Annotated in this window: 13 protein-coding genes; 7 read left to right on the forward strand and 6 right to left on the reverse strand. The window is 66.8% G+C overall.

What is annotated here, in order from left to right; all coding sequences use genetic code 11:
• Positions 1 to 87: 87 nt before the first annotated feature.
• Positions 88 to 1,107, reverse strand: coding sequence for a RepB family plasmid replication initiator protein (locus AC04PT_RS19100; protein WP_482875385.1), 1,020 nt, complete (start codon positions 1,105 to 1,107; stop codon positions 88 to 90).
• A 624-nt stretch (positions 1,108 to 1,731) separates the two neighbouring features.
• Between AC04PT_RS19100 and AC04PT_RS19105 the strand changes: the two genes are divergently transcribed.
• From AC04PT_RS19105 to AC04PT_RS19130, 6 genes are all read left to right on the forward strand, one after another.
• Positions 1,732 to 2,934, forward strand: a complete 1,203-nt coding sequence (locus AC04PT_RS19105; protein ID WP_482875386.1) for an AAA family ATPase — start codon at positions 1,732 to 1,734, stop codon at positions 2,932 to 2,934.
• On the forward strand, positions 2,931 to 3,920 hold the full coding sequence (locus AC04PT_RS19110) for a ParB/RepB/Spo0J family partition protein (protein WP_482875387.1): 990 nt from the start codon (positions 2,931 to 2,933) through the stop codon (positions 3,918 to 3,920). The genes AC04PT_RS19105 and AC04PT_RS19110 overlap by 4 nt, the downstream gene beginning before the upstream one ends.
• Before the next feature lie 222 nt (positions 3,921 to 4,142).
• Positions 4,143 to 4,847, forward strand: coding sequence for an ABC transporter permease (locus AC04PT_RS19115; RefSeq protein WP_482875388.1), 705 nt, complete (start codon positions 4,143 to 4,145; stop codon positions 4,845 to 4,847).
• Positions 4,844 to 5,557 carry an ATP-binding cassette domain-containing protein gene (locus tag AC04PT_RS19120; protein WP_482875389.1) on the forward strand — a complete coding sequence of 238 codons (714 nt, stop codon included), beginning with the start codon at positions 4,844 to 4,846 and terminating at the stop codon, positions 5,555 to 5,557. Before AC04PT_RS19115 ends, AC04PT_RS19120 begins: the two co-directional genes overlap by 4 nt.
• Positions 5,554 to 6,369: an ABC transporter substrate-binding protein gene (locus AC04PT_RS19125; RefSeq protein WP_482875390.1), complete on the forward strand. Its 816-nt coding sequence runs from the start codon at positions 5,554 to 5,556 to the stop codon at positions 6,367 to 6,369. The genes AC04PT_RS19120 and AC04PT_RS19125 overlap by 4 nt, the downstream gene beginning before the upstream one ends.
• A 220-nt stretch (positions 6,370 to 6,589) precedes the next feature.
• Complete coding sequence (locus tag AC04PT_RS19130; protein WP_482875391.1) at positions 6,590 to 8,509, forward strand: HWE histidine kinase domain-containing protein; 1,920 nt, start codon at positions 6,590 to 6,592, stop codon at positions 8,507 to 8,509.
• Positions 8,510 to 8,716: 207 nt separating this feature from the next.
• Here AC04PT_RS19130 and AC04PT_RS19135 read toward each other — a convergent pair whose 3' ends face one another.
• From AC04PT_RS19135 to AC04PT_RS19150, 4 genes are read right to left on the reverse strand one after another with little or no spacing between them, the layout of a single operon-like run.
• Positions 8,717 to 9,196, reverse strand: a complete 480-nt coding sequence (locus AC04PT_RS19135) for a DUF6505 family protein (RefSeq protein WP_482875392.1) — start codon at positions 9,194 to 9,196, stop codon at positions 8,717 to 8,719.
• Complete coding sequence (locus AC04PT_RS19140; protein ID WP_482875393.1) at positions 9,193 to 9,897, reverse strand: biotin/lipoate--protein ligase family protein; 705 nt, start codon at positions 9,895 to 9,897, stop codon at positions 9,193 to 9,195. The genes AC04PT_RS19135 and AC04PT_RS19140 overlap by 4 nt, the downstream gene beginning before the upstream one ends.
• A complete protein-coding gene (apbC, locus tag AC04PT_RS19145; RefSeq protein ID WP_482875394.1) occupies positions 9,894 to 10,949 on the reverse strand; it encodes an iron-sulfur cluster carrier protein ApbC in 1,056 nt (351 codons plus the stop codon). The genes AC04PT_RS19140 and apbC overlap by 4 nt, the downstream gene beginning before the upstream one ends.
• A 3-nt stretch (positions 10,950 to 10,952) precedes the next feature.
• Positions 10,953 to 11,144, reverse strand: a complete 192-nt coding sequence (locus AC04PT_RS19150; protein WP_482875395.1) for a DUF6494 family protein — start codon at positions 11,142 to 11,144, stop codon at positions 10,953 to 10,955.
• Between the two features lie 49 nt (positions 11,145 to 11,193).
• On the opposite strand from AC04PT_RS19150, the gene AC04PT_RS19155 reads away from it, so the two are divergent.
• Positions 11,194 to 11,931 carry a hypothetical protein gene (locus AC04PT_RS19155; RefSeq protein WP_482875396.1) on the forward strand — a complete coding sequence of 246 codons (738 nt, stop codon included), beginning with the start codon at positions 11,194 to 11,196 and terminating at the stop codon, positions 11,929 to 11,931.
• Here the strand turns inward: AC04PT_RS19155 and AC04PT_RS19160 are convergent.
• Positions 11,925 to 12,842 (reverse strand): 4Fe-4S binding protein (locus AC04PT_RS19160; protein WP_482875397.1); only part of this gene is annotated, 918 nt, incomplete at its 5' end. The two genes, AC04PT_RS19155 and AC04PT_RS19160, sit on opposite strands and share 7 nt — an antisense overlap.

Consider the following 12,842-nt stretch of genomic DNA (forward strand, 5'->3'; position numbering starts at 1 on the left):
CCGACCGCTGCGGTATTCTCGGTCCGGAATCAAGCCGAAGGCGCTGGGCCTGCGGCTGCCCGGCTCACCTCACCGCGTCGTGGACCGTCACAAAGGGTTCTTCTCGGCATAGCTGCGGAAGAAGGCGAGGAAGGCGCGGTCGGGGTCGCGCGCGGGCTCGCGGCCCTTCGACCAGTCGCGCCATTCGCCCTCGACATGATAGATGTCATAGCCCGGATGGCGCAGGCGAGCGGTTTCATAGGTTTCGGATCGCAGCGCGGTGCCGCGGGTTTCCAGCCATGCGGGACGGGGCTTCGGCTCGGGCACCAGCGTGTCCCCGGTGCCGGCCATCCGCGCCTTGCGCCCTACCTTGGAAAAGGTCAGCTCGCGTTCCGCCTGCGCGCTGGTGCCGCTGTCCTTCTTCCACCAGCGCAGTTCGACATGGGTGACGCGGCGGCCGGTCTTCACCGGCAGGATCTCGACCACGTAATCGCTGAGCGCGTTGACTTCGGCCACCGCGGGATCGATCGCACGCAGCTTCAGGTTCGACCATGAGGTCAGCTTGCCCTTCGCGACGCCGAGGATGCCACGCAGGTCTTCCAGACTGAAGCGTTCGGACGAGCGATAGCGCAGGTTGCCGCGCTTCTGGATCATCTCGTACAGCGTCAGCGCGTATTTCGACGACAGCGCGAACATCACCTCGCGTTGCAGGCGGGCGAAGACGGTGCTGTCCTTGATGATCCGCCGCAGCCGCTGCGGGATCTCGTATTCCAGCAGCCCGTCGCGACGCGTGGTCTCGATGTTGCCGCCCAGAAGCTGGACCCGCTCGATCGCCTCTTCGCCGTCGCGGGTGACGCGGACCTTGACGATCGACGACATCAGCCGCTCGACGCTTTCGCCGACCCGGTCGTTGGAATTGTGCGATCCGCGCAGGTCGGCCTTGGCAATCACATGGGTCACAGGCTTGTCGATGGCGTCCCACGCGTTTTCCAGAAGCTGGTTGTAGATCCGGCGGTCGGCCAGCGTCAGCGGCGTGACCTCGACAAGGTCGACCAGCTCGCCGGGTTTGACGAGGCTTTCCGCGTTTGGCCGCGCCTCGAGGGTGCGGTATGGTTTGGTGGTGGCCACTTGCGTTACCTGACTGCTCTTACTTTTGTAGGCCTTTGCGCGTAAGATATCAAAGCCCGGTCGCTTCGTCCATCACCCGAAACGTAAGGTTTGAGGCAGCGTCGTTCCGGCAACCGATTCGCAAGGGTTTGCCCTGCAAGGCTTTTTTCAAGGGTTTTCCGGGGCTGTGTCCGCCACCCGAAAGGTAAGGTTTCAGGCCCCGCCCGATGTGTAAGGATTGCCGTCCCGAAGCGTAAGGCCACCCGCCCCGAGGCGTAAGCCATGCCGTCCCGGTACGTAAGCCTTGCGCGAGATTATGCATTTTCGACAAAGGTTTGCCGGGCATGAACAAGGAATCTAGGAATCCTGAACCAAGGGGGTTTTTCGATTTTTGATTTCGGGGTTTTTGCCGCTTGGCGCGGGCGGTGCGCGACCCGGCCAACCGTTATACCTTACATATCGGGTGCCCAAGGCCATTCCTGCGTACACGCCACCGTTATTTCACCCGTCAGCCGGCGATTTCCCGGCATATGACGGCACAGCGGCAACTTCCGGTATTTTCGGTGCTTCCGCCAAAACTTCGCACTTGAGACACCTCTCCCGACAGTCCATGATTCGCCCATAACCACCCATGAGAGGTAGGATATGGAGCAGTCGGCCCTTCCCCCCGTCACCCTGCGCGAACTCGATCAATTGTCCAACCGCGCCTCGACGGTGATCTCGCGTTTGCGCGACCGGCTTTACGCGCCGGGCACCGAGAAGCGGCTGGACCTGCAATTCAATGTCCGCCGCGCCGCCGAGATGGTGGGCCGTAGCGAAAAGGCGATCCGCGACGCCGAAGCCGACGGGCGGCTGCCGCAGCCGGAAAAGGACCCCAAGACCGGGCGGCGCACCGGCTACAGCCTGACCGACGTCAACCGGATGCGGCAGATCTTCGGCACGCTGCCGCACCGCGCGGCCGGGGATCCGGCGACGGTGCTGGCGGTACAGAACTTCAAGGGCGGGGTGGGCAAGTCGACGACCGTCTGCCACCTTGCGCAGTACCTCGCGCTCAAGGGCTACCGGGTCTGCGTCATCGACTGCGACAGCCAGGCCTCGACGACCAGCATGTTCGGGCTGAACCCTGATGTGGACGTCGACGAGGAGGAGGACACGCTCTATCCGTTTTTCCGCCACGGCGGGCCGCCGGATCTCAGCTATGCGCTCCGGGCGACCTATTGGCCCAACATCGCGCTGATCCCCGCCAACCTCGGGCTTTACGATGCCGAATACGAATTCGCCGCCCGCATGGCGCGCGAACAGGCCTTCGTGCTCGACCGGCTGCGCCATGGCATCGACACCATCAAGGACCGGTTCGACGTGATCCTGCTGGATCCGCCGCCCGCTTTGGGGATGTTGTCGCTGTCGGTGCTGCGCGCGGCCAATGCGCTGGTGATCCCGGCGCCACCCAACAACATCGATTTCGGCTCTACGGCGCACTTCCTGAAGATGCTGGGGGCGACGTTGAATGAGCTGGCCGAGGCCGGGGGTGCGCGGGATTATGCCTTTGTTAAAATTCTCGCGACAAAGATGAACGACACCAAGTCGGCGCATGTGGCGATCAAACGGATGATGGATGCGGTCTTTCCCATGGACATGATGCTGAGCGTCCAGAAAGACAGCGCCGAGATCGACAATGCGACGGCCAACCTGTCCACGGTCTACGAGCTGACCGGCGCGGCGACGCGGACGGAAACCCACAAGCGGTGCCGGGCGTACCTCGACGCGGTGGGACGCGAGATCGAGACGCTGATCCGCAAGACCTGGCCCAGCCATCATGCGCAATTGCGCAAGGAAGGAGTGCTATGACCCGCAAACACGATGCGATCTTCGATGACGTCCTGAACGGTCTGGATGCGCCGGCCCCGGCGGACGATCGGGCCGGGGCGCGGTTCCTGAAGCGCACCAGCGCGATTTCCGAACGCATCTCGGGCGAGTTGGAGGAAAAGACCCTGCGCTGGGTCGATCCGGCGCGCTGCCGGATGTGGGACCGGCACAACCGCGAATATGCGCTACTGAACGAGGACAATTGCCGCGACCTGATCGACGGTATCCGCAGCCAGGGGCGGCAGGAGTTTCCGGCAATCGTGCGGGCCTCGGCCGATCCGGATTACGATTATGAGGTGATCTGCGGCGCCCGGCGGCATTTCGCGGTCAGCTGGCTCAGGGCCAACAACTACACCCAATTCAAGTATCTGGTCGAGGCGCGGGACCTGACCGACGAAGAGGCCTTCCGGCTGGCGGACATTGAGAACCGCGACCGCGAGGATATCTCGGATTACGAACGCGCCATCGATTATGCCGATGCCGTGCAGCGCTATTACGGCGGCAGGCAGAAGGCGATGGCGGAACGGCTCGAGGTGTCGCAGCCGTGGCTGTCGCGCTACCTGCAACTGGCGAAACTGCCGGAAGAGGTGGTGGCGGCCTTCGCCTCGGTCCGCGACATCCGCGAACGCAACGCGCGCGAGCTGAAGCCGCTTCTGGGCGACGCGGAGTCGGCCCGGCGGGTCACGGAAGAGGCGCGGACCGTAGCGCGCGAACAGGCGCAGGCACGGCAGGGGCGCGGCGGGTTCCTCGACGGGCAGGCGGTGATGCGGCGGCTGGTCAACGCGGGGCGCCCGGCGCAACCGCAGGCGCCGCGCGCGGGCAAGCTCTATCGGCGCGGCGCGGGCGAGGCCGGGATCGAAGTCCGCCGCAAGGGTCGCAAGGTGCTGGTGGAGTTCGAGGATTCACTGTCGCGGGCCCAGCTTGAGGCGGCGTTTCAGGCCTATCTGAAAGACCGGTTCGCCGGCTAAGTCCGGGCGGCTTGCCCATGGGCAATCGGGCGCGGCGACGGGCAGGAGGTCCCGGCGCGGGGGTCGGGACGCTGGGTGCGAGACAGGTTGGCCCTGCGCGCCGACGCACCGGCTGGGCGCGCGGACAGAATGTCCCGAAACCCCGGCCCGTGGCAAAACCGGCTGGCATCCCCTTGTCGGGAGTGCCAGTTTGCGCCTGAATCAGCGGGAGGGGCGCAGTCGATGGTGGATATCTGGAGCGGTCTGGTGCAGGCGTTCTGGCTGGTGGTGACGCTGGACGCGGACCTGCTGGAGATCGCCCTGCGCTCGCTTCAGGTGACGCTGTCGGCGCTGGTGATCGCCAGCGCGATCGCCCTGCCGCTGGCGGCGCTGCTGGCGGTCAAGCGGTTCAGGTTCCGGCGCAGCGTGATCGCCGTCATGAATGCCTTGATGGGCCTGCCGCCGGTGGTGGTGGGGCTGATCGTCTATGTGTTCCTGTCGCGGTCGGGGCCGCTCGGCGTGTTCGGGCTGCTGTTCACGCCCACCGCGATGGTGATCGCGCAGGTCATCATCATCGTGCCGCTGATCGCTTCGGTCGCGCACCAGTCGATCCGCGATCTCTGGCAGGAATACCACGACCTGCTGATTTCGATGAACGTCACCCAGGGCCAGAAGATCCGCACGCTGCTGTGGGACAGCCGGCGGGCGCTGCTGACCGCCGCGCTGGCGGGCTTCGGACGCGGCATCGGCGAAGTCGGCGCGATCATGATCGTCGGCGGCAATATCGACCATGCCACGCGGGTGCTGACCACGGCCATCGCGCTGGAGACCGGCAAGGGCAATTTCGCGCTGGCGCTGGCGCTGGGCTTTGTTCTGATCGCGCTGGCGATCGCGGTGAACCTCGCGATCCATGCGCTCAGCCGGACCGAGCGGGAGGGGCGGTGGTGAGCGAGTTGTTCCCGGTCACGCTGGAGGCCGCGCGGGCGACGCGGCGTGGCAAGACGCTGGTCGGGCCGGTGGACCTGACGCTGGGCGCGGAGGGGACGACGGTGGTGATCGGACCCAACGGCGCGGGCAAGACCACCTTCCTGCGGATGCTGCACGGCACCGCGCGGCTGGGCGGTGGCGCGATCCGCTGGAATTGCGAGACCGAGGAGGCACGGCACCACCAGTGCTTTGTCTTCCAGCAGCCGGTGATGCTGCGCCGCACGGTGTTGCAGAACCTGATCTATCCGCTCAGAATGCACGGCATGGCCCGCAGGCCGGCCGAGTCCAAGGCCCGCGACTGGGCGGCGCGGGTCGGACTGGGCGAGATGCTGGACCGGCAGGCGCCGGTGCTCTCGGGCGGCGAACGGCAGAAGCTGGCGCTGGCCCGCGCCATGATCACCGAGCCGCAACTGCTGTTTCTCGACGAACCCTGCGCCTCGCTCGACGGGCGGGCGATGCGCGAGATCGAGGAATTGCTGGGTCACGCCCGCGACCAAGGCATGCGGCTGATCCTGTCGACCCACGACATGGGGCAGGCGCGGCGTCTGGCCGACGACGTGCTGTTCCTGCTGCATGGCCGGGTGCACGAACACGGGCGCGCGCCGGCGTTCTTTACCGGACCTGCAACGCCGCAAGCACGGGCGTTTTTACAAGGAGACATTGTTGAATGAAACACCTCGTTCTGAGCCTCGTACTGTTCGCCACGGGCGCCGCCGAAAGTGCCGCCGACAGTGTGAAGCTGGCGGTCACCACCTCGTTCCACAATTCGGGGCTGGCCGACGTGCTGCTGCCGCGGATTCGCGCGGATCTCGACCTTGAGGTGCAGTTGCTGGTGGTCGGCACCGGTCAGGCGATCCGGCTGGGCGAGGCGGGCGACGTCGATGCGATCCTCGTGCATTCGCGCAGCGCCGAGGAAACCTTCGTGCGCGCCGGCCACGGCACCCACCGGCGTGAGATCATGTACAACGATTTCGTCTTCGTCGGCCCCCGGTCCGATCCGGCCAATATCGCGGACGCCCCCGACACCCGCGAGGCGCTGCAGCGGATCGCTGCGGCCGAGGCGCCCTTCGTGTCGCGCGGCGACGACAGCGGCACCCACAAGAAGGAACTGGCGCTCTGGGCCAACGCCGGGCAGGACACCGAGACCTTCCACAGCTGGTACAAGCCGGTGGGCGCGGGCATGGGCGCGGCGCTGAACACCGCCGCCGGGATGGGGGCCTATATTCTGGCCGACCGCGCAAGCTGGCTGAATTTCGGCAACAAGGGCGATCTGGCGCTGCTGTTTGCCGGCGATCCGGTGCTGTTCAACCAGTATGCCTTCATCCCGGTGAACCCCGCGCGTCACAATCATGTCAGCCACGACCTTGCGCTGAAGCTCGAGGACTGGCTGGTGTCGGACACCGCGAAAGCGCTGATCGACAGCTACGAAATCGATGGCGAGGCGCTGTTCGTGTTCAACGCGGACCAGGCCCCCGAAACCTAGACAGGCGCGGCCCTGCCGGGGCCGGCTCGACACGGTGCCCGGCCGCGGCGCCGGCGCATGCCGCGGCAACTTGACTTCCGCGCCCGCGACGTGGACAGGATGAGTGGTCAAGGCGCCGTGTCAGACCTATCTTGAAGCAGGTCTTCGCCGCGTCGGCGGGGAATACAGGCAGTACAGGGACCGCGCGGTGATTGGACGACGCCCGAAGACATTCGACCCGATGGATTTTCTTGCCGGATCCGGCGAAATGGCGGAGCGTATCCGCGATTTCGACTGGGCCCGCCATCCATTCGGTCCGGTGACAGGCTGGCCGCAGTCGCTGCGCGCGGCGCTGTCGATCTGCCTGCAATCCGCCTTTCCGACAGCGATCTACTGGGGCCCGGAACTGCGCCTGCTCTACAACGATGCCTGGGCGCCGATTCCCGGGCCGCGCCATCCCGCGGCGCTGGGCCAGCCCGCGCAGGAGGTCTGGTCGGACATCTGGCACGTGATCGAACCGCAGTTCGCCGAGGTTGTCGAAAAGGGCCGGGGGCTTTTCGCCGAAGAGCAGATGCTGCCGATGCGCCGTCACGGCATCGAGGAAGAGACCTGGTGGAACTACAGTTTCACGCCGCTGCGCCGCGAGGACGGGCAGATCGTCGGTATCTTCAACTCGGGCAGCGAGATCACAGAAAACGTCATCCAGCGCCGCAACGCCGAGTTCCTTGTCGGCATCAACAACGTGTTCCGGGCCTCGTCGAGCCCGCAAGAGGCGGTGACTACCGGGCTGGCACAGCTTGGCGCGCTGCTCAGGGCGACGCGCGTCGGCTTTCGCGAACGGGTGATGCGCAATGGTGAGATCGGCTTTGCCCTGATCGGCGAATGGTGCGCCGAGGGCATGCCGCAACTGGACGAGAACGTCGCCCTGTCGATGATTGGGCCGGAGTTGCAGGCCAGGTTCCTGTCCGGCGAGGTGATCAGCGTCGCCGTCAGCGACGACCTCGAACCGCAGACCCGCGCGTACATGGACAGCAGCTTGATTGCCAAGGCGATGGCGGTGCCATGGGTCGAAGCGGGCGAGGTGACGTCGGTGCTCTATGTCCACTGGGACGAAGAGCGCGACATCTCGGCGCTGGCGATCAACGCGATGGAACGGCTGCTGGCCACAACCATGGGCTGGATGGAACGCGAGCGGAACCGCGACCGCGAACGCGTCATGGCCAGCGAGATCGACCACCGTGCGCGCAACCTTCTGGCCGTGGTGCAGGCGGTGACGCGGATGACCACCGGCGACGACGCGCAGGAGGTCAAGGCCGAACTGCTGGAACGCTTCGCGGCGCTGTCGCGGGTCCACGGGCTGATGGGCCAGAAGCGCTGGACCGATGTCAGCCTGCGCGAACTGGTCGAAGAAGAGCTGACGCCCTACGGCACCGAGGTTTTCGCGCGGGTCGAGATGACCGGCCCCAAGGTGACCCTGACGCCGAGCGAGGCGCAGTTGATCGCCATGGTGCTGCACGAACTGACGACCAACGCGGTCAAGCATGGCTTTCTCGGCAGCTCCGACGGCCGGCTTTCGCTGGACTGGATCATCGAGGACGGCGAACTGGACCTGACCTGGCGCGAGACCGGCGTGGCGGCCGGAACCACGGAGAGCGGCGATGGCGGCGGCTACGGCACCCGGATGCTTGCCGAGGTGGTCCAGCGCCAACTGGGCGGCGAGATGTACCGCAAGGTCGACGCCGACGGGATGCGCTATGATCTGCGTGTGCCGGTCAGATCCGGCAGCAAGCCCGCGCCGCGGGACGAGGACACCGACACCCGGCGATCGGTGATGATCGTCGAGGATGACGTGATCATCTCGATGGACCTTGCCGCGACGCTGGAGGAAGCCGGCTACCGTCGCTTCGGCGAATACCTCGATGCTGCCAGCGCGCTCGAAGCGCTGGAGACGGGCAAGCCCGACATCGCGATCCTTGATTCGAACCTCGGCGGCGGGTCATCGGCCCCGGTGGCGACCTGGCTGAAGGACAACGGGGTGCCCTTCGTGGTGGTGTCCGGGCAAGAGCCCGAGGACGAGCCCGGCGACGCCCGCACCGGCGCGCCGCGTCTGGTCAAGCCGATTGCCTATCCCGAGCTGATCAGGATGCTGGCCGCGCTCTAGGGCTGAAGTGCGGACGGTCGAGCGTCATGCCAAGTGGGTTGGCAGCGGCGCAGCCGCCCCGCATCGTCGAGCCGCCCCACGGTGCGGTGATAAGGCCGATGGACGCCTGACACTTTCATGGTCTACGGAAATTGCAGGGATCAAGTGGCATTCACTGTCGTCGGTTTGCCGCACCTCGGCCCGGCGACGCGGGTCTACGTGGCCGCGTCACTCGTCGAGCGAACCGTGGATGGCGAATTGTTCGATCCCGGCTTCCTGCGCCTCGATCACCCGAAAGCTTTCGCGCACGCCCGCGTCGGTCAGTTCGCGCGCGACGGTCAGCAGGGTGTTGGGGTCGTGGTCTTCGCAGAGCGTCGCCATATGGGCGATTTCCTCGGCGGCGACCGGGCGGGCGTCCTCGGCCGAGGGCGCGCCGTAGAAGGTGACGAAGTGCTGCGCCAGCGCGTCGGTCAGCGCCTCGACCTCGTCGGGCTGGGCCGTGGTGACGGCGACAAAGGTGACGCGGCCGAAGGTCTCCAGCCCCAGCCAGCCGTTGGCAAAGGCCTGCCGCGCCTTGCCGGTCAGGTCGCCCTCGGACCAGTTCGAGAACTCGAAACCGCCCGAGATGCACCATTCCCCGGTGCGGGCCGGCGAGGCATAGACGCGAGAGTCGCTTTCGTCGAAATGGATGGCGCGCGCAAGTTTCATGGAGCCTCCTCCAGCAAGGCGGTCAGGGGGATCAGGCGGGTGTTCTCGCCCGAGCGAAGCAGCGCGCCGAAGTCTTCGTCCGCGCCCAGGAATGTGCCGTGCTGGCCGCGCAGCGCGGCCTCTTCGCCGATGCCGTGCACCAGCCCGCGCCATTCCGCATGCAGCGTGCGCGGGCCGTCCGATTCCCACCGTGTGACCCAGTTCAGCGTGTGCCGGGCCCAGGCTTCCAGCAGGGCAGGGGGCGTGACATCGGCGCAGCCCTCGGCATAAAGCGCGGTGGTGTCGGGGGTCTGCCCCATGTCGGGCACGCCCGGCATCAGCGGCAGGTCGAAACCCACCACCAGCCAGTCCGGAACCGCATCGGCGTCCTGTGTCGCGGCCATCACCCGGAAGCTTCCGCAGGATGCGCCGTTGACGCGGATGCCGCCATCCCAGTCGAGATGCACGGCGACCTCGGGCGGGGCCAATGCGCCAAGCGCGTTCTGCAGGCCGACCGCGCAGGCCGGCAGCATCGCCATCGCCTTGGACAGGCGCACTTCGGGGGCGAAGACCAGCGCGGCCCCCATCGCCTCGGGGCGCAGCCGATGCGCAATCAGCCCGGCGTCGCAGCCCGTCACCGCCCGCATCACCGCGTGGTCGAAGGCCGGCCCGCTGGCCGGCTCGTCCCACATCAGCGGCGGAAAGGTGAGGGTCTCGGTCATGCCACGCCCTCGGCCACCAGCGCATTGGCCACGTCGCGGAAGGCGCGGGCCTGCGCGCTGTCGGGCTGGCTGACCACGATCGGCGCGCCACCGTCGGCGGCCAGACGGATGTCGATGTGCAGCGGCACCTCGGCCAGGAGCGGCACGCCCAGCTTCTGCGCCTCTGCCGCAACGCCGCCGTGGCCGAAGACGTGCTCCTCGTGGCCGCAGCTTGAGCAGACGTGGGTGCTCATGTTCTCGATCATGCCCAAGAGCGGCACCTTGAGCTGGTTGAACATGTCGATCCCCTTCCGGGCATCCAGCAGCGCCACGTCCTGCGGCGTCGACACGATCAGCGCGCCGTCGACCATGGTTTTCTGCGCCAGCGTCATCTGCACGTCGCCGGTGCCGGGGGGCAGGTCGACGATGAGGCAATCCAGAGCGCCCCACTGCACCTGGAACAGCATCTGTTGCAGCGCGCCCATCAGCATCGGCCCGCGCCAGACCACCGCCTGGTCATCGTTGGTCATCAGGCCCAGCGACATCAGCGTGACGCCGTGGTTGCGCAATGGCAGGATGGTCTTGCCATCGGGGCTGGCGGGCCGGCCCGAGACGCCCAGCATCCGGGGTTGCGACGGGCCGTAAACGTCGGCATCCAGAAGCCCCACCTTGCGGCCCTGTTGAGCCAGCGCGCAGGCGAGGTTGGCCGCCACGGTGGACTTGCCCACGCCGCCCTTGCCCGAGGCGATGGCAATGATATGCGCCACGCCCGGCACCCGTTCCGGACCTTGCGCCTTGGGTGCCTGCGGCTTCAGTTGCGGCGGCACCTTTTCCTCGTGCGCGGTCAGTACGATCGACACGTTCTCGGCCCCGGCATCGCGCAGCACCTGCTCGGCCTGGTCACGGGCCTTGGTGTAGGCATCGGCGCGGGCCGGCGGGATCTCCATGACAAAGCGCACCGCGCCGCCCTCGACGTTCAGCGCGCGCACCACGCCCGAGGCCATCAAGTCGCCGCCCGATACCGGGTCAGAGACCTGTTTCAGGGCGGCCAGTACCTTTTCGCGATCCAGCAAGGCTTACTCCTGACCCTTGATCTGGCCGCTGACCTCGTGGGTCAGGTCCAGCTCCTCGATGGTGACCACGGCCTTGACCGCATAGGTCTTGCCCTTGGTGTCTTTCTCGCGCATCGCTTCTTCGATGGCCTGCTGCGAGGTGACGCCCACCTGTTTCAGGAACTTGCGCATGGACATGTTGAAATCGTCGGACATCTCGTTTCCTTTGTTTGACTGCGAGGCAGGGCTCACCCTAGCATGGGCCATGACCTGCCGCTTGCTGATAATGCTGATCCTGTGCCTGCCCGTGGGGGCAATGGCAGAAGACCGGTTGCTGAGGCTTCACGCCCCCGAGGCGCTGACCGGGACCGGGGTGCTCGACTACCTGCTGCCGCGGTTTTCGCTGAAAACGCAGGTCAAGGTCACGCAGGTGGGCGATCCGGCCGAAGCCGACATGGTGCTGGGCGATGAGGGCCGGGCGCTGTTTCAGGGCGCCGGGCAGGTCTGGCGCATGGCGCTTGCCACCGACGATCCTGACGCCGCGCGGTTCGCGGACTGGCTGACCAGCGACGTCGGCCGTCGCACGGTGCTGGCCTTTGCGCCGGACGGCACGCCGCTGTTCACCCAGGCGAAGGCCGAAAAGGCCGCGGCGGCCGAGGTCAGTTTCGACGGCGATGCGGAGCTTGGCCACACGGTGTCGCGCGACAAGTGCCGGCGCTGTCACGCGGTGGATGACGCCAGCCGGATGGGCACCATCGGCTCCACGCCGTCCTTCGGCATCCTGCGCAGCCTGCCCGACTGGTCCGAGCGGTTCGCGGCATTCTACCTGCTCAACCCGCACCCGGCCTTCATGATCATCGACGGCGTCACCGAACCCTTCGACGACCGCAGCCCGCCGCCCATCGTGCCCATCGAGATGAGCCTCGACGAGGTGGAAGCCATGCTCGCCTATGTTTCGGCGATGAAGGCAAAGGACCTGGGGCAGCCGATCAAGCATCAGTGATCGCGCCGCTTCGACAGGTAGTCGTCGGTGGTGCGCACTTTCGGCCGCTCGCCGCCGCTGAACGGGTTGTCCTTGCTGTGGAATTGCGCGTTCACCCGGCAATTGTCGCACATCTGGATCATCCGCAGCTTGTCGCCGGTGAACATCGCGTGGCCCGACAGCTTGTCCATGATCCGCTCGACCGAGGATTTCACGCCGAAGAGCGATCCGCATTCGATGCAGGCAAAGGGTTCTTCCTCGTTTAGCACCTGCTGTGACAGCGCCGCGTCGGTCAGGTTGAGACGCGGCTCATAGGTGATCGCGTCCTCGGGGCAGACATTGGCGCAAAGGCCGCATTGCAGGCAGGCGTCCTCCTGAAAGCGCAGCTGCGGCAGGTCGGGGTTGTCGCCGAGCGCGCCGGAGGGGCAGAGCGACACGCAGGACAGGCAGAGCGTGCAGGCTTCGGTGTCCACCAGCACCGCGCCATAGGGCGCACCCTCGGGCAGCGCCAGCGCCTCGGTGTCGGGGTTGAGCGCGCGCGCCGACTGGCGGGCGATCTGGCGGCGGGTGCCCATGGGGCGGACGGGGGTGTCCAGCGGCTTGGGCGGTGCGCCGTCATAAAGCGCGTCGGACATGGCGTCAGGGTCGGTGGTGTCGAGGATCGCAACGGTGTCGCCGCCGATGGCGCGGGCCAGCAGGACCTGCGCTTCCATCGCCGGGCGTTCGGTCTTCGGACCGGGTAGCAGGGTGACATCGGCGAAACCGGCGGCCAGCGCGGCCACCGCCTCGGCATGGCCGAAGGCGTTCAGTTCGGGCAGCTCCAGCGGGATCACCTTGGCGGGCAGGCCGCGGCCGTGGCGGGCGGACAGGCGGATCATTTCGGCGCCGTGGGTGTCATGCACCAGCAGGCGCGGGGTGTCGCCGCCGGCGTC

Source organism: Litorisediminivivens sp. KMU-197 (assembly GCF_056858395.1).